General features: G+C 54.4%; 20 protein-coding genes. 12 read left to right on the top strand and 8 right to left on the bottom strand.

What is annotated here, in order from left to right; genetic code table 11:
- Positions 1–15 precede the first annotated feature (15 nt).
- From AB8809_RS04990 to AB8809_RS04970, 5 genes are all read right to left on the bottom strand, one after another.
- Complete coding sequence (locus AB8809_RS04990; protein ID WP_015841457.1) at positions 16–759, bottom strand: amino acid ABC transporter ATP-binding protein; 744 nt, start codon at positions 757–759, stop codon at positions 16–18.
- Positions 740–1,393 carry an amino acid ABC transporter permease gene (locus AB8809_RS04985; protein WP_155116522.1) on the bottom strand — a complete coding sequence of 218 codons (654 nt, stop codon included), beginning with the start codon at positions 1,391–1,393 and terminating at the stop codon, positions 740–742. The genes AB8809_RS04990 and AB8809_RS04985 overlap by 20 nt, the downstream gene beginning before the upstream one ends.
- Positions 1,393–2,058, bottom strand: coding sequence for an amino acid ABC transporter permease (locus AB8809_RS04980; RefSeq protein ID WP_349854377.1), 666 nt, complete (start codon positions 2,056–2,058; stop codon positions 1,393–1,395). The genes AB8809_RS04985 and AB8809_RS04980 overlap by 1 nt, the downstream gene beginning before the upstream one ends.
- 12 nt (positions 2,059–2,070) lie before the next feature.
- Positions 2,071–2,856, bottom strand: a complete 786-nt coding sequence (locus tag AB8809_RS04975) for a transporter substrate-binding domain-containing protein (protein WP_043881978.1) — start codon at positions 2,854–2,856, stop codon at positions 2,071–2,073.
- Between the two features lie 600 nt (positions 2,857–3,456).
- Positions 3,457–4,296: a MurR/RpiR family transcriptional regulator gene (locus AB8809_RS04970; RefSeq protein WP_180779547.1), complete on the bottom strand. Its 840-nt coding sequence runs from the start codon at positions 4,294–4,296 to the stop codon at positions 3,457–3,459.
- Between the two features lie 197 nt (positions 4,297–4,493).
- On the opposite strand from AB8809_RS04970, the gene AB8809_RS04965 reads away from it, so the two are divergent.
- The 4 genes from AB8809_RS04965 to hpxZ are packed head-to-tail and all read left to right on the top strand — an operon-like array spanning position 4,494 to position 8,117.
- Positions 4,494–6,098 carry a gamma-glutamyltransferase family protein gene (locus AB8809_RS04965; protein WP_349854375.1) on the top strand — a complete coding sequence of 535 codons (1,605 nt, stop codon included), beginning with the start codon at positions 4,494–4,496 and terminating at the stop codon, positions 6,096–6,098.
- Positions 6,099–6,124: 26 nt separating this feature from the next.
- A complete protein-coding gene (gene hpxX, locus AB8809_RS04960) occupies positions 6,125–6,316 on the top strand; it encodes an oxalurate catabolism protein HpxX (RefSeq protein WP_180779549.1) in 192 nt (63 codons plus the stop codon).
- Positions 6,313–7,719, top strand: a complete 1,407-nt coding sequence (locus AB8809_RS04955) for an AtzE family amidohydrolase (RefSeq protein WP_349854374.1) — start codon at positions 6,313–6,315, stop codon at positions 7,717–7,719. The genes hpxX and AB8809_RS04955 overlap by 4 nt, the downstream gene beginning before the upstream one ends.
- 11 nt (positions 7,720–7,730) lie before the next feature.
- Positions 7,731–8,117: an oxalurate catabolism protein HpxZ gene (gene hpxZ / locus AB8809_RS04950; RefSeq protein ID WP_015841465.1), complete on the top strand. Its 387-nt coding sequence runs from the start codon at positions 7,731–7,733 to the stop codon at positions 8,115–8,117.
- 39 nt (positions 8,118–8,156) lie between these two features.
- Here the strand turns inward: hpxZ and AB8809_RS04945 are convergent, their stop codons facing one another.
- Positions 8,157–8,549 carry a VOC family protein gene (locus tag AB8809_RS04945; RefSeq protein ID WP_181846073.1) on the bottom strand — a complete coding sequence of 131 codons (393 nt, stop codon included), beginning with the start codon at positions 8,547–8,549 and terminating at the stop codon, positions 8,157–8,159.
- Positions 8,550–9,242: 693 nt separating this feature from the next.
- Between AB8809_RS04945 and proV the strand changes: the two genes are divergently transcribed.
- From proV to proX, 3 genes are all read left to right on the top strand, one after another.
- Positions 9,243–10,445 (top strand): glycine betaine/L-proline ABC transporter ATP-binding protein ProV, encoded by a 1,203-nt coding sequence (gene proV, locus AB8809_RS04940; protein WP_015841467.1) that lies wholly within the window; start codon positions 9,243–9,245, stop codon positions 10,443–10,445.
- Entirely contained in the window at positions 10,438–11,706 is a 1,269-nt protein-coding gene (gene proW / locus AB8809_RS04935; RefSeq protein ID WP_349854372.1) for a glycine betaine/L-proline ABC transporter permease ProW, read from the top strand. Before proV ends, proW begins: the two co-directional genes overlap by 8 nt.
- Before the next feature lie 126 nt (positions 11,707–11,832).
- Complete coding sequence (gene proX / locus AB8809_RS04930) at positions 11,833–12,837, top strand: glycine betaine/L-proline ABC transporter substrate-binding protein ProX (protein ID WP_043881827.1); 1,005 nt, start codon at positions 11,833–11,835, stop codon at positions 12,835–12,837.
- Between the two features lie 99 nt (positions 12,838–12,936).
- Here the strand turns inward: proX and AB8809_RS04925 are convergent, their stop codons facing one another.
- Positions 12,937–13,827 carry an alpha/beta hydrolase gene (locus AB8809_RS04925; RefSeq protein WP_349854371.1) on the bottom strand — a complete coding sequence of 297 codons (891 nt, stop codon included), beginning with the start codon at positions 13,825–13,827 and terminating at the stop codon, positions 12,937–12,939.
- 90 nt (positions 13,828–13,917) lie between these two features.
- On the opposite strand from AB8809_RS04925, the gene AB8809_RS04920 reads away from it, so the two are divergent.
- Positions 13,918–14,499, top strand: a complete 582-nt coding sequence (locus AB8809_RS04920) for an ABATE domain-containing protein (RefSeq protein WP_349854370.1) — start codon at positions 13,918–13,920, stop codon at positions 14,497–14,499.
- Positions 14,500–14,633: 134 nt separating this feature from the next.
- On the opposite strand, the gene AB8809_RS04915 is transcribed toward AB8809_RS04920, so the two are convergent.
- Positions 14,634–15,794 (bottom strand): lactonase family protein, encoded by a 1,161-nt coding sequence (locus AB8809_RS04915; protein WP_349854369.1) that lies wholly within the window; start codon positions 15,792–15,794, stop codon positions 14,634–14,636.
- A gap of 158 nt (positions 15,795–15,952) precedes the next feature.
- Between AB8809_RS04915 and AB8809_RS04910 the strand changes: the two genes are divergently transcribed.
- The 4 genes from AB8809_RS04910 to mprA all read left to right on the top strand — a co-directional run bounded on the left by AB8809_RS04910 (position 15,953) and on the right by mprA (position 19,126).
- A complete protein-coding gene (locus AB8809_RS04910; RefSeq protein WP_349854368.1) occupies positions 15,953–17,173 on the top strand; it encodes an MFS transporter in 1,221 nt (406 codons plus the stop codon).
- Between the two features lie 182 nt (positions 17,174–17,355).
- Positions 17,356–18,096 carry an AzlC family ABC transporter permease gene (locus tag AB8809_RS04905; RefSeq protein ID WP_349854367.1) on the top strand — a complete coding sequence of 247 codons (741 nt, stop codon included), beginning with the start codon at positions 17,356–17,358 and terminating at the stop codon, positions 18,094–18,096.
- Positions 18,093–18,422, top strand: a complete 330-nt coding sequence (ygaH, locus tag AB8809_RS04900) for an L-valine transporter subunit YgaH (RefSeq protein WP_349854366.1) — start codon at positions 18,093–18,095, stop codon at positions 18,420–18,422. Before AB8809_RS04905 ends, ygaH begins: the two co-directional genes overlap by 4 nt.
- Positions 18,423–18,610: 188 nt before the next feature.
- A complete protein-coding gene (gene mprA / locus AB8809_RS04895; RefSeq protein ID WP_015841476.1) occupies positions 18,611–19,126 on the top strand; it encodes a transcriptional repressor MprA in 516 nt (171 codons plus the stop codon).
- Positions 19,127–19,165 lie beyond the last annotated feature (39 nt).

Here is a 19,165-nt window from a genome sequence, read left to right as displayed (position 1 = left end):
ATTCGGCAAGCGTCATTACGCTTCCGATAGTCCCCGAACCGAGGCAATAAACTGTTTTAATTCACGGGTCTGCGGGTTAGCGAACAGCGTTTTGCTGTCGCCCTGCTCCCAGACGGTGCCCTGATGCATAAACACCACGCGGTCACCCACTTCACGGGCAAAATTCATTTCATGCGTCACCAGAATCAGCGTCATCCCTTCTGCGGCAAGCTGCTCCAGTACTTTCAGCACTTCGCCGACCAATTCAGGATCGAGCGCCGAGGTAATTTCATCGCATAACAGGACTTTCGGGTTCATCGCCAGCGCGCGGGCAATCGCGACGCGCTGCTGCTGGCCGCCCGACAGGTTGGCAGGATAGTAGTGAAGGCGTTCACCCAGTCCGACCTTATTAAGCATCTGCTCGCCCAGTTCACGGCATTCCGCCGCGCTTTTACCCAGTACGCGGCGCGGTGCCAGCATCACGTTTTCCAGCGCCGTCATATGCGGGAACAGATTGAAATTCTGGAACACCATTCCGACCGAGCGGCTGATTTCCCGCGCCTGCGAATCCCGGTCGGTGACCGTCATTCCGCCCAGCTTGATGCTGCCGTCCTGATAGCCTTCCAGACCGTTCATGCAGCGCAGGAGCGTGCTCTTACCGGAGCCGCTGCGCCCGATGATCGAAATGACTTCGCCCATTTCAATATCCAGATCCACCCCTTTCAGGACATGGTTCTGGCCGTAATATTTTTGAACCTGATTAATGGTGATGAGCGGCATTGAATTTCTTCTCCAGATAGCGGCTGTAGTAAGAGAGCGGATAGCACATCAGGAAGTAGCCCAGCGCCACCAATCCGAACACTTTAAACGGCTGATAGGTCACGTTATTCAGCATGGTTCCCGCTTTAGTCAGCTCGACAAATCCGATGATTGACGCCAGCGCGGTGCCTTTAATGACCTGGACGGAAAACCCCACCGTGGGCGCGATGGCGATACGCATCGCCTGTGGCGCAATGACCCGATAGAGCGTCTGGCCGAAATCCAGACCGAGACAGCGTGAGGCTTCCCACTGCCCTTTCGGCAAGGCTTCCACGCTGCCGCACCAGATATCCACCAGAAAAGCGCTGGTAAACAGCGTCAGCGCCAGTGCCGCCGCCGTCCACGGGCTCACATCGATGCCGAACAGCGCCAGCCCGAAAAACGCGAGAAACAGCTGCATCAGCAGCGGCGTCCCCTGAAACAGCTCGGAATACAGATGGACAAAACGTGTCGGCCATTTGCGTTTGGTCAACCGCAGCAGCATCAGTGGAAACGTCACCAGCGCGCCGCCAATGAAGGCCGTCAGCGACAACAGCAGCGTCCAGCGTGCCGCCAGCAGCAGGTTGCGCACAATATCCCAGTCGGTAAATGCCATCATGGCTGACTCCTAAAAAAACGCCGCCCTGCCAACAGTAAGAGTTGCCGCATCAGGACAGACAGCGCCAGATAACACAGCGTGGTCGCCAGATACACCTCAAAACTCAGAAACGTACGGGACTGAATCAGGTTGGCGGCAAAGGTCAGTTCTTCATAAGACACCTGCGACACCACCGACGACCCCAGCATGACGATGATGCACTGGCTAACCAGCGCCGGATAAATCCGCTGGAGTGCGGGCGGCAGAATCACACGCAAAAAGGTCTGCATACGCGTCAGCCCCAGCACACGGGCGGCTTCCCACTGGCCTTTCGGCGTCACCTGAATCCCCGCGCGGATGATCTCGGTACTGTACGCTCCCAGGTTAATCAGCATCGCCAACAGCGCGGCCTGCCCAGCGGTGAGTTTCCAGCCCAGACTCGGCAAACCGAAAACGATGAAGAACAGCTGAACCACAAACGGCGTATTGCGGATCAGCTCGACGTAGATTCCCCACAGCCGACTCAGCAGAGTGGGCTTGCCGCTGCGCAAGGCCGCCCCACAGATACCGATGGCAATACCGCCGAGAGTGGCCATTACCGTCAGCTCAATGGTGACCCACAACCCCGCCAGCAGCTCAGGCCAGAACGGCAACAGCGCGGAAAAATTAAGCTGATAGGTCATGGCGTGCTCCCATTAAGCCTTGATGCTGGCCGGTAACGGCGCTTTCAGCCATTTTTCCGACAGGCTATTAAGCGTGTCATCTTTCAGCGCCTGCTCAATCAAGGCATCGACTTTCGCTTTCAGCGCGGGTTCATCCTTTTTCAGGCCGATGTAGCACGGCGAATCTTTCAGCATAAATTTCGCCACCGGTGCTTTCGTCGGGTTCTGCTCGGCGATAGCCGCCACAACCAGGTTACCGGTGGCAACATATTCCACCTGCCCGGACAGATACGCCGACAGCGTGGTGTTATTGTCTTCGTAGCGCTTAATCTGTGCGGCCTTCGGCGCGATATCCGTCAGCACCATGTCTTCTACCGCACCGCGCGTAACGCCGATGCTCTTGCCTTCCAGCGCGTCTGACGATGTCAGCGTGCTGTCTTTCGGCCCAAATACCCCGAGGAAAAACGGCGCATAAGCGCGGCTGAAATCGATCACTTTTTCACGCTCGGCGTTTTTGCCCAGGCTGGAGATCACCAGGTCAACTTTGTTGGTTTGCAGATACGGCACGCGGTTGGCGCTGGTTACCGGAACCAGCTGCAACTTTAGTTTCATCTCTTTTGCCAGATAGCGGGCGATATCGATGTCATACCCCTGCGGTTGCAGATCCGTCCCTACCGATCCAAACGGTGGGAAATCCTGCGGCACAGCGACACGCAGCACACCGCGCTTCTCGATATCCTGCAACTGATCGGCCATCGCGCTACCGGCCTGAACCAGTAACATTGCCGCGCCCATCACTGCCAGTAACCCTTTTTTGATGCCCAGTTTATTGATCAACATCGTCTCTGCCCCCGGTTAGTGTAATTGAAACGAAAGATTCTTTAAAAACAAATATTGAAACTATCGTTACAGATACTAAGCAAGGAGCATGCCAAATTACATTCGTACGCTTGACGATGAGGAACAACGTAGAAGGTCAGATTCCCATGCTGGAATATCGCATGGCAGTAAGGTATCGGTGGTATGTTTCGGGCGTGATTACAGAAAGATAATTTATGCAACTCATGCACCACGCCCGACGTAGGGCTGCTCAATCGCCGCCGCCCTACGAACCCTGGCTTTCGGCGTGAATTATGCCGCTACGCGGTACATTCAAAACGCGTGTCATCCTGTCGAACCGCCTGTGACGCGCTCCTGACGCTGCACAGGCTTTCGCAGCGTCCATGCTGCTCATTCGGGATGCCCCACGTTTCTCATCATAATTTTTTACGCCTATGAACAGATAACAACGAGAAACAACCCACAGCCTGCGTCACAAAAATAATCCAGTGATATCACGCCCGAAACAAGCCACATGACAGATAAGAACACCAATTAACTAGCACCATTTTAGTGCAAAAGCACCATCCCAACGCACCATTAGCGTTGCTCAAGCTCATCCAGTTCACTATAAAGATCCGCGATCTGGTGGATGCGCTGGCGTCCGTCACGCAGCATTTCATGCAGTAGCGCGTTACTGATGACGTTCACCAGACTCATGGCGGATGAATAGCTATCAAACGCCGAGACGCTGTCCAGCGGGACGCACAACGACCAGGTTGCCAGTGATATCAGCGCACTGGCCTGCGGTTCACACAGCAGCAGCACTGGCACGCCACGTTTTTGCAGTTGCACCAGCAGTGGCTGAATCAGGCGCGGACGACGGCGAAAGGCCACCACAATCACGACATCCTGCGCCGTGAGATCAACCAGTTCTTCGGAGAGCGTCTGCCCCGGCTGTGCCAGCAGCGTGACCTGTTGGCGAATCTGGAGTAGCTGTTGGCGCAAATGCAGCGCCACTGGATAGCTATTGCGCAGACCAATCAGACACAGGCGTTGCGCCTGCATCAACGCCTGAATCACCGCGCCAAACTGAACAGGGTCAATCTGATTGATCCACTGTGTCAGGTTCGCCATTTCCTGTTTGTAGTGCCGTGCCAGCAGCGTATTGCCCTGCACTGCATCGCGGTTATCCGCCAGCGGCATCCCACTCTGGCGCAACGTTCTGAGCTCATCGCGCATATCGCGGTAGCTGGGGTAACCCAATCGTTTGAACAACCGGCTGACGGTCGCTTTGGAAACACCGCTCAACCGCGCCAATTCAGCGCTGTTGTAGCTAATCAGATCGTCAAAGTGATCAAAGATGAAATCCGCGACGCGCTGTTCCTGCGGGGAAAGTTCGCCGTAGCGATCCCGTAATCGTTCATCTATTTGCATCATCGTCTCTCACCCATTGCGCTTGCTGTAACGTTTATTTCATGTCGCAGAACATAGCACAGGATTGTCGGGATGATACAGATGCCCCTTCCGGTCCTGCATATGGACTTTCCACCGCAGTAAAAAACTGGAACGCCGTTTGCTTAAAGCTAAGGTTAATAACACTCACCCTACATAACATTTAAAAAAGGAATTCCGGCATGATGCAAAGCAATACCGCCCCGTTGGGCATGGCGGTGGCCCCTCATCATTTAGCCAGTGCCAGCGCATTGGCCGTTCTGCGTGAAGGCGGGAATGCCATTGAAGCCATGGTCGCAGCGGCAGCAACCATTGCCGTGGTGTATCCGCATATGAATGGAATTGGCGGCGACGGTTTCTGGCTGATTGTTCCACCACACGGCGAACCGGTCGCCATTGATGCCAGCGGTGCAGCAGGGTCGCTGGCCTGCCGGGCATATTATCAGGGCGAAAAACGTATTCCGCATCGCGGCCCTAAAGCGGCGCTGACCGTCGCGGGTACCGTTGGCGGCTGGCAGGAAGCGCTGGCGTACTCACAAGAATTGACCTATTCACAAGAAACAGACAGCCCCCCGATGCCGCTGGCTCGCCTGTTATCTGACGCGATTCGCTATGCGGCCGACGGTATTCCCGTCACGCAATCGCAGGAAGATGCGCTTACCCAGCGCTATCACGAATTGATCGACTTCACTGCCTTTAGCCAGCTTTTTATGCCGCAAGGAAATGTCCCTCGCGCGGGTAGCCGTTTCACGCAGCCGGATTTAGCCGATACCCTGACGACACTCAGTATTGAAGGACTAGACAGTTTTTATCGCGGCTCCGTCGCTGCCCGACTGGCGACACAGATGGCGCTGATCGGTATGCCGCTGACCGCTGACGATTTGGCGAATTATCGCGCCAAACGAACAGCACCGCTGGTGCTCAAGCACAGCAAGGGCGACATCTATAACCTCGCGCCGCCGACGCAAGGTCTGGTGTCGCTCGCCATTCTCGGTCTGACCGATCGTCTGGAAATGGAAGATCTGAACGATAGCCAGACAATTCACCGCATTGTCGAGTCAACCAAGCTGGCGTTTGGCCTGCGCGACCGCTTTATTACCGACCCTCGTCTGATGACGCAGGATGTGCAGGCGCTGCTGGAAAGCGATGCGCTCGGCGCGCTGGCGCGTCAGGTCGATACCCGCAAAGCCTTACCGTGGGGAGAAGGAAAAGGCCCCGGCGACACCGTCTGGATGGGCGTTTGCGACAGCAGTGGCCTATGCGTTTCTTTCATTCAAAGTATCTACCATGAGTTCGGTAGCGGCGTCGTGCTGCCGGGAACCGGCGTGCTCTGGCAGAACCGCGGCGCCTCGTTCAGCCTCGATCCCGCGCACCTGCTGGCGTTAGAACCGGGTAAGCAGCCTTTTCATACATTAAACCCCGCCGCCGCACGCTTGTCCGACGGACGGACGATGGTCTACGGGTCGATGGGCGGAGATGGGCAACCGCAGACGCAGGCGGCGCTCTTCATCCGCCACGTCCAGCAAGGCATGCCGCTGCAACAGGCGATTACTGCTCCGCGCTGGCTGCTGGGCAGAACCTGGGGACAGGCCTCCGACACGCTAAAGATCGAAGATCGCTTTAAGCCTGCCACGGTGGATGCCCTGCGCCAGTTAGGTCACGACGTCGAGCTGCTGGGCAGCTTTAGTGAAACGGTCGGCCACGCCGGTGCCATTGTGCGACACACCAACGGCATGCTGGAAGGGGCGTTCGATCCACGCAGCAACGGCAGCGCGGCAGGTTTCTAGTCTTTATTTAACCGGGAGAAAACAGAATGACGATGATCGAACACGATGCGCTGGCAGCCTATCTGCAACAGATGGAAACGCTACTGGCGCTGCAACTTAATCAGGAGCGGCGTCAGGAGTTGCTTGTGCAGTTCAGCCGCATTCATGCCATGGCGCAGCCGCTGATGGCTTTTCCTCTTGATGAGCATCAGGAGATTGCCGGGGTGTATACGTTATGAGTTTATACGCCCGAAACGCGTCCTCATCGCTCTCGATCCGGCAAATACAGCAAGGTTTGCAGATCGGCACGTTCTCCGCGAGAGAGCTGGCACAGCAGACGCTGGACGCGATTGAGCAAGCCAATCCCACCATCAATGCCTACACCCATGTCACCGACGAACGTATGCTGGCAGAGGCTGAATGTATCGACACGCGCCGCCAGCGTGGAGAAACGTTACCGCCGCTGGCCGGTGTGCCTTACGCCGTCAAGAACCTGTTTGATGTCAGCGGTGAAACCACGCTGGCAGGTGCCGAGCTTTTCAGCCAGCGCCCACCCGCTACGCAGGATGCCTTTGCCATCCGCCAGCTTGCCAACCAGGGGGCGCTGCTGTCCGGCATGTTAAATATGGACGCCTATGCCTATGGCTTTACCACCGAAAACAGCCATTACGGCCCCACGCGTAACCCACTCGACACACTGCGCATCGCCGGCGGATCGTCTGGCGGGTCGGCAGCGGCCGTCGCGGCCGGGCTGGTTAACTTCACACTCGGCAGCGACACCAATGGTTCGATCCGCGTGCCGTCGTCGCTGTGCGGCATTTTCGGACTGAAGCCGACATTTGGTCGCTTATCACGCCACGGTAGCCACCCGTTTGTCGCCAGCCTCGACCACATCGGCCCACTGGCGCGGCGTGCGGACGATCTGGCATTAGTGTTCGACACCTTACAAGGTCGCGATAAGCACGATCGTTTTCAGGCTAATCAGGAAGCGCGGCATACCTCAGAGCAGTTGGAAATCGGCAGCGAGGGATTGCGCTACGCGGTGCTGGATGGCTATTTCTCTACCTGGGCCAGCGAGGAAGCCAACGTCGCCGTGCGCCAGATCGCACGGGCGCTGGGCGCACAGGAGAGCCTGACGCTAACCGATGCCGCACTGGCACGCAGCGCCGCCTTTATTCTGTCAGCCAGCGAAGGCGGGAACCAGTATCTGCCTGACTTACGTACTCAGTCTGAGCGTTTCGAACCGCTGTCACGCGAGAGGCTGCTGGCTGGCGCGATGATCCCCGCCGCCTGGTATGTGCAGGCACAGCGCTTCCGTAACTATTTCCGCCAACAGACGCTGGCGTTGTTTGAACATACCGACCTGCTGATCGCCCCTGCAACCCCCTGCTCCGCCACGCTCATCGGGCAGGAAACCATGCGTATTAATGATACCGACCTGCCCGTGCGCGCCAGTATGGGCATGCTGACACAGCCGATCTCTTTCGTCGGGCTGCCAGTCGTAACGGTGCCGGTGGCGACCGCCAACGGCTTACCGATAGGCGTGCAGATTATTGCCGCACCGTGGCGCGAAGACCTGTGTTTGCGGACGGCATGGGCGCTTGAGCAGCAGGGCATAACTTATACCCGTCATACTTCATGAGGAAAGAAAATATGTTGCCTGACGATATTAACCAGCCGGATGTGCTGGCCGACGTGACCGACGCGTTCTATCGCTACGAGAAAGCCCTAACGGGAAATGACATTGCGGTGCTGGATGAGCTGTTCTGGCACGATGAAAAAACGGTGCGCTACGGCGCGGGAGAAAACCTGTACGGGATCGAGGAAATCCGTGCTTTTCGCCTCGCTCGCCCTTCAGCCGGTCTGGACAGGACGCTACGTAATACGGTCATCACCACTTACGGCCACGATATGGCCGTCGCCAGTACGGAGTTCACCCGCGCAGGCAGCACGAAGATCGGCCGCCAAATGCAGACCTGGGTAAAAATGCCTGAAGGTTGGCGTATTGTCGCCGCCCACGTCAGCCTGATGAGTGAATGACGGAGGGGAGATTTCCCCTCCAACTACCGCTCTGGCGTGTCAAGGCTGGCGGTGATAGACCGCTTCAATATTGTATCCATCGGGATCGTGCACAAATGCGGCGTAATAATCCTGATGATAATTTGGGCGCAGCCCCGGCGGCCCATTATCGCGACCTCCCGCCGCTATCGCGGCAGCAAAAAAAGCGTCTACATGCTCTCGCGAGGCGGCGCTGAACGCAAAATGCACTGCCGGACAGGGTTCGCCCTTTGACTGATAAATCCAGAACTCACCGCCGGGATCGCTCGACTCGCCATATCCTTCCGTTACCGCAAAACTGACAGCGAATGACATGTCCTTAATCAGGCAATATCCCAACGGCTTGAGTGCAGCTTCATAAAAGTGTCGGCTACGGGCAATATCCCTCACCGGGATGCTCAGGTGATCTAACACAATGGCCCCTTTCGATAGTCGTGATGGATGAAGTCGTGATAGATAAGAGGTGTCACTATAACCATAATTTTCGCATGGATAATATGATCGCGATCGGCAAAACAGAAAGGCGCGATAGCTGGCAAAACAGCTTATCGAATCCGCATTGCTGCTCACTTTTATTTCCTCTGTATTTCCCCTGAATATGACAGATATATTATTCAGAACCCTCTCATTTATTGGCGAGAATTAACACTCTCATTTCACCCATTATATCTTTGCTATACTGTATAAAATACCGACAGATAGCATAAGTAAAAAATGTACCTACGTCGGCCTATTTTGGTGTCTATAAGACCAAAAACGTGATTTATTTACCATATTATTCGATTAGTGGAATTCACTATAAATCGCGGGTTATCCATAATCAGAAAAGGTTATATCACCTGCTAATTCATCACGTAAAAACCAACAGGTAACATACTGTTATAAAAAGAATTCCCCTGCAAACCAAAAATCACAAAGATCACAAAGATCATGAAGATAAGACAGCAATAATAGCGTTATCGATATCGCTGACATTGGCCTAACGAGACACCTCACTGAGGCAATAAAGGGTTGTCTCAGAATCTGAGTATGGTAGGGTAGATTATGTTTAATCATTATCAGGGCTACGTTATAGAATTATAAACGACACAGGAAAACAATAATTTCATGGCAATTAAACTTGAAGTAAAGAATCTTTATAAGATATTTGGCGAGCACCCAGACAGAGCATTTAAACTGATTGATAAAGGCCTGAGCAAAGATCAGGTATTTGAAAAAACAGGGCTTACTGTTGGGGTAAAAGATGCCAGTCTGGCCATTGAAGAAGGCGAGATATTTGTCATCATGGGATTATCCGGCTCCGGCAAATCCACCATGGTACGCCTTCTCAATCGTCTGATAGAACCCACTCGGGGTCAGGTGCTGATCGACGGTGAGGATATTTCCCAGATATCCGATACCGCGCTGCGCGACGTGCGCCGCAAAAAGATCAGTATGGTGTTCCAGTCTTTTGCGCTGATGCCACACCTGAACATTCTCAGCAATACCGCGTTTGGTATGGAACTCGCTGGCGTGCCGAAAGCGGAACGTGAGCAAAAAGCGCTGGATGCATTGCAGCAGGTCGGCCTTGAAGCCTACGCCGCGTCTTACCCGGATGAGTTATCCGGCGGGATGCGACAGCGTGTCGGTCTGGCTCGCGCCCTGGCGAACGACCCTGATATCCTGCTGATGGATGAGGCGTTCTCCGCACTCGATCCGCTGATCCGTACTGAAATGCAGGATGAACTGATCAAACTCCAGTCCCGTCATCAACGCACTATCGTCTTTATCTCGCACGATCTGGATGAAGCGATGCGCATCGGTGACCGGATTGCCATCATGCACGGCGGCGAAGTGATTCAGGTCGGTACGCCCGATGAAATCCTGAACAACCCGGCCAATGACTATGTGCGCACCTTTTTCCGCGGTGTCGATATCAGCCACGTGTTTAGCGCCAAAGATATCGCCCGTCGTCGTCCGGTCACCCTAATCCGTAAAACACCCGGTGTAGGCCCGCGTTCCGCGCTGAAAATCCTTCAGGACGAAGACCGTGATTACGGCTACGTACTGGAAGGCGGAAAACGCTTCATTGGCGTCGTGTCGATTGATTCACTAAAGCAGGCGCTGAAAGAACAGCAGCCGCTGGAACAGGCGTTACTGCCCGAACCTGTTCCCGTGCCCGCAGATATGTCACTCAACGAGCTGATTTCTCAGGTCGCACAGGCTCCCTGTGCCGTTCCTGTCGTCGGCGAAAACCATGAGTACATTGGCATCATTTCCAAAGGGATGTTGCTACAGGCACTGGATAAGGAAGGAGTGACCAATGAGTAAATCAACATCAAGCCCGTGGGACAACACCACGGCACAATCTCACCCGGCTGACCAGAGCGCAGCGCCTGAACAGGCTAATGGCGCGCAGCAGAACGATCCGTGGGCAACCAGCACACAGAACGCGCCTGCCGATTCAGCTCCAGCCCAACACAGCGCGACGCCAGACAGCGCAGCGCAGAGCGATCCCTGGTCCACCGGCGCGCCCGCGCAGGATGCGCCCACTAACGGCAGTGATGCCTGGAGCAGCGCGCCAGCTCCCGATGGTTCCGCCGATGCAGCCCATCAGGCGGCGCAATCCGGCAGTGACTGGTTAAACAGTGCGGCTCCCGCGACACCTGAGCATTTCAACTTGCTCGATCCGTTTAAAGACACGCTGATCCCACTGGACAGCTGGGTTACTCACGGTATCGACTGGGTTGTGCTGCACTTCAGACCGGTTTTTCAGGGCGTTCGTGTCCCGGTCGATTTTATTCTGAGCGGCTTCCAGCAGTTTCTGCTGGGGATGCCGGCGCCAATTGCCATTCTGGTGTTTTCACTGCTTGCCTGGCAGATGTCCAGCCTCGGTATGGGTGTCGCCACCCTGCTGTCACTGATCGCCATCGGTGCGATTGGTGCCTGGTCACAGGCGATGATCACGCTGGCGTTGGTTCTGACGGCGCTGTTCTTCTGCATACTCATCGGGCTTCCCATGGGGATCTGGCTGGCGCGTAGCGAACGGGCGGCGAAGTTCATCCGACCGCTATTGGATGCCATGCAGACCACGCCCGCGTTTGTCTATCTGGTGCCTATCGTCATGCTGTTCGGTATCGGTAACGTGCCGGGCGTCGTGGTGACCATCATCTTTGCCCTGCCGCCGATTATTCGCTTAACGATTCTGGGTATTCGTCAGGTGCCGGCAGATTTGATTGAAGCCGCAGAATCATTCGGCGCCAGTCCGCGCCAGATGCTGTTTAAGGTTCAGCTCCCGCTGGCCATGCCGACCATCATGGCCGGTGTTAACCAGACGCTGATGCTGGCACTGTCGATGGTGGTTATCGCCTCGATGATCGCCGTGGGCGGTCTGGGTCAGATGGTGCTGCGCGGTATTGGCCGTCTGGATATGGGTCTGGCTGCCGTCGGCGGCGTCGGGATTGTTATTCTGGCTATTATTCTTGACCGCCTGACTCAATCTCTGGGACGCGATCGCCGCAGCAAAGGCAACAAGAGCTGGTACGCCAGCGGCCCGATTGGCCTGCTGACCCGTCCTTTCATCAAGCAGTAACGCTCGTCTCGCTTGTCTGGCCGATGCCAGACAAGCGGCGACATTCACTATTCGTTTTATCAGCACTATTCATTTTATTAGCAACACTCGCGAATCAACGCACGATAAAAAACAGAGGGAATCATGATGCGTAACACCACACTTTGGGCTGCCGCCCTGACGACCACACTGTTGAGTACACAAGTTTACGCCGCTGACACCGCGCAACCTGGGAAAGGCATTTCCGTTATTCCGGTGCAAAGCACTATCTCCGAGGAAACGTTCCAGACGCTGCTGGTCAGTCGCGCGTTGGAAAAGCTGGGCTATGACGTGCAACCCCCGCGTGAAGTGGACTACAACGTGGCCTACACTTCAATCGCCTCCGGCGATGCGACATTTATTGCCGTAAACTGGGATCCGCTACACGCCGACCAGTATAAAGCCGCAGGCGGGGACGCGAAGTTCTACCGTCAGGGTGAATATGTCTCCGGTGCTGCTCAGGGCTACCTGATCGATAAGAAAACGGCTGAAAAATACAAAATCACCAATATTGCGCAGTTAAAAGATCCGAAAATCGCCAAGCTGTTCGATACCAACGGCGACGGCAAAGCCGATCTGACGGGCTGTACGCCGGGCTGGGGATGTGAAGCGGCCATCAACCATCACCTTCCTGCCTATGGCTTAACCAACACGGTAGAGCATAACCAAGGTAACTATGCGGCGATGATCGCCGACACCATCACCCGTTATAAAGAAGGTAAGCCGATTCTGTACTACACCTGGACGCCGTACTGGGTGAGTGATGTGCTGGTGCCGGGACGTGACGTGGTCTGGTTGCAGGTTCCTTTCTCTTCCCAACCGGGAGAAATGAAGGGCGTCAGCACCAAACTGCCCAACGGGGCCGACTACGGCTTCCCGGTTAACAACATGAGAATTGCCGCGAATAAGGAATGGGCAGAGAAAAACCCGGCGGCGGCGAAGCTGTTCGCCATCATGAAACTGCCGATTGCCGACGTGAATGCGCAGAACCTGCGTATGCATGAAGGTCAGGGTTCACAGCAGGATATCGAACGTCATGTTGATGGCTGGATCAAAGCTCACCAACAGCTGTTTGATGGCTGGGTGAAAACCGCCGCTGACGCCGCGAAATAATCCACCTGTAGATGAGCGCCCTTTCTAAGGGCGCTCGTTTTCTTCGTTCTCGCCACAACACGTTGCAAGCCTGACGCCTCACCAAACCCAATCAGAAAATCATTTTATATTGCCATCCAGGAATGCGTGGATGACAGGGATGATGTCACTTGCATGCGTTTCTAAAGCAAAGTGTCCGGTATCGTAGAAACGGATATCCGCATGAGGAATATCCCGCTTCCACGCTTCAGCACCGGCAGGTAAAAAGTAAGGATCGTGGCGACCCCAGACAGCAAGCAGCGGCGGTTGCTTCTCACGGAAGTAAGCCTGGAATTCAGGATAGCGCTGAACATTGGAGGCGTAATCCAGTAGCAGATCCAGTTGAATATCAGCATTGCCCGGGCGGGACACATGCAACCCTTCAAGAGTGTATCCATCAGGAGAGACAAGACTGGTATCACTGACGCCTTCTAAATACTGCCATTTCACGGAGGCTGCTGTCGGAAAATCATGAAGAGCAGCACGGTTCTCTGCCGTCGGTGATTGCCAATATCGTCTGATCGCATCCCATCCTTGCGCCAAACCTTCTTCATAAGCATTACCGTTCTGCGAAATAATTGCCGTAATACGATCGGGATGGGTCGTGGCGAGACGCCATCCAACGGGTGCGCCATAGTCATGAACCATGATCGCATAGCGCTGGAGCTTCAACTGTTCAGTGAACCGATCGATCGTCTTCGCCAGGTTGTCAAACGTATAGTCATACTCATCGCTTCCCGGCGATTCCGTGAAACCGAAGGACGGCAGATCGGGTGCAATCACGTGATAATTCTCAGCCAGTACCGGAATCAGTTCTCGAAACATGTACGAGGATGCAGCGAATCCATGCAGTAGCAAAATGCAGGGTGATGATGGCTTTCCAGCTTCACGATAGAAAATGTTGACGTTACCCACCCGCTCATAGCGGTAGTGGACTTGGGTTTCGGGTGTCGTTGCTAGATCAGTATTCATAATCTCTTTCCTTTGTAACCTTTAAAGTTGACATTTGAAGGTTACAAATATTTAGTGTAACCTGTCAATATCATTTTAAGGGTTACATCAATGCACACATCACCGATAACTCAGCCTCACTTTCTCGCGAACAATCTCGCGTTGGACCTCATCAACAGTGCATTTGGAACAGGAGACGAATACCACGACTGTTTGACAGATGACGCCAGTGTCATCGCCTGGCTTAAAGCGGCTAAGCAACTGCCTGAAAATTTTACAGACACACCAACAGGCCTGATTCATGACGCTCTGGCACTGCGTCAGGCAATGGTTCAGACAATAGAAGCCGTCCGATCGGGTAAGGAATATAACCCTGAACGAATAAACCAAATTCTTGATAGTGGACGGCCGGTGAGAATGCTGGAATGGAATAGTCAGCAGGCTGGTTTCAGCGTAGTGGAATGCAGAAGAGATAACAGCTGTGCCAGCTTACTTGAACCGGTAGCAATGGCATTCGCTGCACTGGTTTCCGGGCCTGAGGTAAAATATATTCGCCAGTGTGAGGCACACGACTGTACTCTATTCTTTCTGGATACCACCAAATCACATCGTCGGCGATGGTGCAGCATGGCGCTCTGTGGCAACAGGATGAAAGTCGCGGCATTCCGCTCACGTAAGCAGGAAGCAGACTGACAGCGGCGACAATGAGCGTGAACGCCAGCCATGAAAAAACGTACAAAAGTACGCGTTCAATCCATCAGTTAGAGGCTTTCTCTTTGCGTGACGCCCCTTTCGCAGAAGGGGCGTTCTTTACTGGTAAGCGGCAATTACGGCAGGTTAACGATTTCGACCCAGTTAGCGCCTTTTCCAGTCGGGTATTGCCCGACTCGCACTAAATCTCCGTTGTCCTGATTGATGCGGTACACCGACAGCGACGTCGATTTTTCACCGCTGACGATCAGGAATGTCCCGCTCGGATCGATCTGCATACCGCGCGGCTGCGTTTCCGTCGGGTAGCGCGTAATGTATTTCAGTTGGCCGGTTTTCGGTTCTACCCGCAGCAGCGTAATCGTGCTTTTGGTGCGTTCCGATACGTACAGGAATTTTCCATTTGGCGTCAGACGTAAATCGGCGCTCCATATCTGCGGCCGACTGTCGGTGCTATTTTTATCCGGCGTCATCGTTCCCGCTCGCATTCCTGCATCGGCCGGAATAGTGTCGGTATAATCCAGTAACGTAAGCTGCCCCGTATTTTCATCCAGCGCCAGACGCGCAACTTTGCCGGACAACTCATTACTCACATAGAGCGTTTTATTATCTGGCGATAACACCAGATGGCGCGGCCCGTTACCTTCAGGCAGTTTAATTTCCGCCGGTTCATTCGGCGTCAACGTGCCCGTCTTCGCATCAAACCGGAACTGTACGATTTGATCGCTGCCCAGATTGCTGGCAAAGACGAATTTATTTTTGTGGTCGGCAATAATGCTATGTGCCTTTTCCCCCGTTGGCACCACCGTGACCGCGCTCGCGTTCACCTTGCCGTCTTTATCAATGCCATTAACCGCAACTTTATTGCCGCCATACGAGGCGCTGAACAGCCATTTCCCCGTGAAATCCGTCGAGAGGTACGCCATGCTGTCCGGCAGTTCCGCTTTGCCTAACGGGCTTAGCGCACCGCTTTTAGGATCGATTTTATAACTCACCGCCGAGTAAGGAATGCCACGCGTGGCCACATAAAGGAAGGATTTATCCGGGCTAACGGCCATCGGCATCACTTTCGCCCCTGCGGCCACTTTCCCGATAGCGGTCAATTCGCCGCTTTGTGTATTGAGTGTGTAGGCATCGATGGCGCCGTCAGTGGCAGCAGAGACATAGACAGCCGTGACCGCCTGCGCCCCCATCGACCACAGCGCGGCGGCTGGCAAGAGCGCACATCCCATTAATACCGCAACGCTTTTTTTCTTAACCACCTGATAATGTTTAAACATACTGTCCCCTGTCGATAGTCGTATAACTTTGGCGATAAGCTAAATCAATCTCATTAAAAACAAAACAAACTTAAGAAGCGTAAAGATATTCTGGTATCTCATTAGGCTCTGCCGGATACTATAGCCTCTGCTTTTAACATCATATTAACGTTTACACTATGTCTCTTCCGCAACACGCTGTATCACCCCAGCCGCAACCGGGGCTCAGTCTATCTTTGACCCTGATTATGTCTGTCGCGACCGGCCTCGCCGTCGCCAGTAACTATTATGCTCAGCCGCTGCTGGAGACCATTGCCAGAGCCTTTGAGCTTTCCGTCAATCAGGCGGGGTTCATTGTCACCGCCGCACAGTTGGGTTACGCCGTCGGCCTGCTGTTTTTGGTTCCGCTGGGGGACATGTTTGAACGCCGAACGCTGATCGTCGGCATGACGTTGCTCGCCGCAGGCGGGATGTTGCTCACCGCTTCTGCGCCCACGCTCTGGATAATGATTACCGGCACGGCGTTAACTGGCCTGTTCTCCGTCGTCGCCCAGTTGCTGGTGCCTCTTGCCGCGACGCTGGCGACGCCGGAAACGCGCGGTAAAGTGGTCGGTACGATTATGAGTGGTCTGCTGCTGGGGATTCTGCTGGCGCGTACCGTCGCAGGCGCGCTGGCTTCACTCGGAGACTGGCGCACCGTGTACTGGGTTGCCAGCACCTTGATGGTCATCATGGCGCTGATTCTGTGGCGGGCATTACCGCGTATTCCACAGCAAAATACGCTGAACTACCCGCAGTTGCTGATCTCAATCTTCCGTCTGTTCTCTGCCAGCCCGCTGCTGCGCACGCGCGCCATTCTGGGCTGCCTGTCCTTTGCCAATTTCAGCATTCTGTGGACGTCGATGGCATTCCTGCTGGCCTCACCGCCCTACAGTTACTCCGAAGGCGTTATCGGCCTGTTCGGGCTGGTTGGCGCAGCGGGCGCACTAGCGGCCTCGCGCGCCGGGCGTCTGGTCGATCAGGGTAAAGCCAAGCCGACCACCAGCGTGGGGATTGTCCTGCTTTTGCTCTCGTGGGGCTTTATCGCGCTCGGTATTCATTCCGTGGCGGCGCTGCTCATTGGCATCATCGTGCTGGATCTGGCGGTTCAGGGCGTGCACGTGACCAACCAAAGCGTAATCTACCGGATGATGCCCGAAGCACGTAACCGCCTGACGGCAGGCTACATGACCAGCTACTTCATCGGCGGCGCGCTGGGCTCACTTCTCTCTGCCTCGGCTTACCAGCAATGGGGCTGGCTGGGCGTCTGTGCCGCAGGCGGCATTATCAGCCTGTTGAACCTGCTGGTGTGGTGGCGCAGCCATCATCATGAGACGCAGGAAGCCATGGCGGCACTGTAGCCACTCTCATTGACACTCTCCCGGTCGAAACCCTCTCATTCCAGATCGTTTCCTCCGGGAAGGTTACGCCCGATACCATTGCATCAAAAATCATCACGTCCGTTTCGCAATAGCGTGAAATTCCGGTAACGCTTTGCTAGTGTTATCGATTAATTTCCTTTAAGTACAAAAATATCAAGCCAGTGAAGACATTAACCACACCTGCATCATCGGTACCGACAAAATCCGCGTCTTTTAGCGAGGGCGTCTTTGACAGTCTACCGATAGTTATCGGCTATATGCCCGTGGCATTCGCGTTTGGCATGAACGCGGTCAAGTTAGGATTTACACCGCTGGAGGGCATTTTTCTCTCCTGCATCATTTACGCTGGCGCCAGCCAGTTCGTCATCACCGCCCTGCTCAGCGCAGGCATGTCCATCTGGGTGGCGGCCTTGACCGTCATGGCGATGGATGTCCGCCATGTACTGTATGGACCCGCGTTACGACATCGCATTGCACAACGGCTGCCAACCCGGAAAACCGCGCTCTGGGCGTTCGGCCTGACGGACGAAGTCTTTGCCGCCGCTGCTACCCGGCTGGCGAAAGATAACCGACGCTGGTCAGAAAACTGGATGATGGGCGTGTCACTGCTCGCCTGGCTCTCATGGGTGCTCGGCACGGTGATCGGCGCCGTATTCGGCAACGGCCCATTGGATGATTACCCGGCTGTCGAAGCCGCGCTGTCTTTCATGTTGCCCGCGCTTTTCCTGAGCTTTTTACTTGCCTCTTTCAAGCGCAAACAGAGTCTGGTCGTGGCCTGCGCGCTAGGCGGCGCACTGCTGGGGTTGCTGCTTTCCTCCATTCCAGCCGCAATACTGCTCGGCATTCTCAGCGGCTGTCTGGCGTCGCTGGTTAACCCCATCACGCCACAGGTGAACACATGAGTACGGAAGTTATTCTTATCGGGCTGATTGTGGGGCTGGTGAACTATCTCTTCCGCTATCTGCCTCTGCGGCTGAGCGCCTCACGCGCTTCCGGCTCGCTGCAACGCGGTAAAAAAGCGCTGTTGTTGGATAGCATCGGCATTGCCTCTATCTGTGCGTTGCTAATCGTTTCCAGCGTACCGGATATTCTCGCGCATCACGAAAAACTGCAGCCCACGCTGGTAGGCTTTATTACCTTAACGGCCTGTTTTTACAAAACCCGCAGTATCGTCTTGTCGACGTTACTGGGAGCGTTGTGCTACGGAATTGCTTTTAAACTGCTTTGAATCTGCACCCCAACTATCAAGTAAGATTTTGATTTAAATAAAGTAAGCGGCGAATTATTCCCACATCATGCGATTCTCCGCTTACTTTCTGTCACAGAAATAAGCACAATTTCCCACCTGAATGCCGTTTACCCATTTAGTAACATTAGTTACTATGCATACCGTGATTAATGAGGTTTATATAAAAAATGGACAGTTCATTCACTCCTATAGAACAAATGCTCGATCTACGTGCTTCACGTAAACCCGGATTTCCACGTCAGGAAGTTTTGCTACTACGTCTATTCATGCACGTTCAGGGCAAGATTTTGGAAAATAGAAACAGAATGCTGAAAGACCAGGGGATTAACGAAACCCTTTTCATGGCATTGCTGACACTAGAATCCCAGGAATCTTACAGTATTCAGCCTTCCGAACTCAGCGCCGCACTGGGATCTTCACGTACGAATGCGACGCGCATCGCTGACGATCTGGAGAAAAGAGGCTGGATAGAGCGACGTGAAAGCAACAGCGACAGACGCTGCCTGCACCTGCACCTAACGGAAGAAGGTAAAGCGTTTCTCGGTCAACTGATTCCACCACAGCACAGCAGCCTGCATGTGCTTTGTTCATCACTTGAATCCGACGAGCAAAAGCAGCTCGAAACCCTGATGAGAAAACTTCTGGTTCGGCTGGATGAGATGGACAACTTCGACAACCTATAACGTCGATAGTCAATAACAACAGAAAAACAACAACAAAGA

It is taken from the genome of Pectobacterium aroidearum, assembly GCF_041228105.1.
GTDB lineage: Bacteria > Pseudomonadota > Gammaproteobacteria > Enterobacterales > Enterobacteriaceae > Pectobacterium > Pectobacterium aroidearum.
The sequence above is the reverse complement of the archived record's forward strand: the minus strand, read 5'-3'. Positions and strand labels throughout refer to the sequence as shown.

What these genes read in the sequence shown, in the direction of transcription:
- AB8809_RS04965 (WP_349854375.1), top strand. Translation starts at nt 4,494, where the DNA reads ATGATGCAAAGCAATACCGCCCCGTTGGGCATGGCGGTGGCCCCTCAT.
- AB8809_RS04910 (WP_349854368.1), top strand. Translation starts at nt 15,953, where the DNA reads ATGTCTCTTCCGCAACACGCTGTATCACCCCAGCCGCAACCGGGGCTC.
- hpxZ (WP_015841465.1), top strand. Translation starts at nt 7,731, where the DNA reads ATGTTGCCTGACGATATTAACCAGCCGGATGTGCTGGCCGACGTGACC.
- AB8809_RS04980 (WP_349854377.1), bottom strand. Translation starts at nt 2,058, where the DNA reads ATGACCTATCAGCTTAATTTTTCCGCGCTGTTGCCGTTCTGGCCTGAG.
- AB8809_RS04985 (WP_155116522.1), bottom strand. Translation starts at nt 1,393, where the DNA reads ATGGCATTTACCGACTGGGATATTGTGCGCAACCTGCTGCTGGCGGCA.
- AB8809_RS04990 (WP_015841457.1), bottom strand. Translation starts at nt 759, where the DNA reads ATGCCGCTCATCACCATTAATCAGGTTCAAAAATATTACGGCCAGAAC.
- ygaH (WP_349854366.1), top strand. Translation starts at nt 18,093, where the DNA reads ATGAGTACGGAAGTTATTCTTATCGGGCTGATTGTGGGGCTGGTGAAC.
- AB8809_RS04915 (WP_349854369.1), bottom strand. Translation starts at nt 15,794, where the DNA reads ATGTTTAAACATTATCAGGTGGTTAAGAAAAAAAGCGTTGCGGTATTA.
- proW (WP_349854372.1), top strand. Translation starts at nt 10,438, where the DNA reads ATGAGTAAATCAACATCAAGCCCGTGGGACAACACCACGGCACAATCT.
- hpxX (WP_180779549.1), top strand. Translation starts at nt 6,125, where the DNA reads ATGACGATGATCGAACACGATGCGCTGGCAGCCTATCTGCAACAGATG.
- AB8809_RS04925 (WP_349854371.1), bottom strand. Translation starts at nt 13,827, where the DNA reads ATGAATACTGATCTAGCAACGACACCCGAAACCCAAGTCCACTACCGC.
- mprA (WP_015841476.1), top strand. Translation starts at nt 18,611, where the DNA reads ATGGACAGTTCATTCACTCCTATAGAACAAATGCTCGATCTACGTGCT.
- AB8809_RS04955 (WP_349854374.1), top strand. Translation starts at nt 6,313, where the DNA reads ATGAGTTTATACGCCCGAAACGCGTCCTCATCGCTCTCGATCCGGCAA.
- proV (WP_015841467.1), top strand. Translation starts at nt 9,243, where the DNA reads ATGGCAATTAAACTTGAAGTAAAGAATCTTTATAAGATATTTGGCGAG.
- AB8809_RS04920 (WP_349854370.1), top strand. Translation starts at nt 13,918, where the DNA reads ATGCACACATCACCGATAACTCAGCCTCACTTTCTCGCGAACAATCTC.
- AB8809_RS04970 (WP_180779547.1), bottom strand. Translation starts at nt 4,296, where the DNA reads ATGATGCAAATAGATGAACGATTACGGGATCGCTACGGCGAACTTTCC.
- proX (WP_043881827.1), top strand. Translation starts at nt 11,833, where the DNA reads ATGCGTAACACCACACTTTGGGCTGCCGCCCTGACGACCACACTGTTG.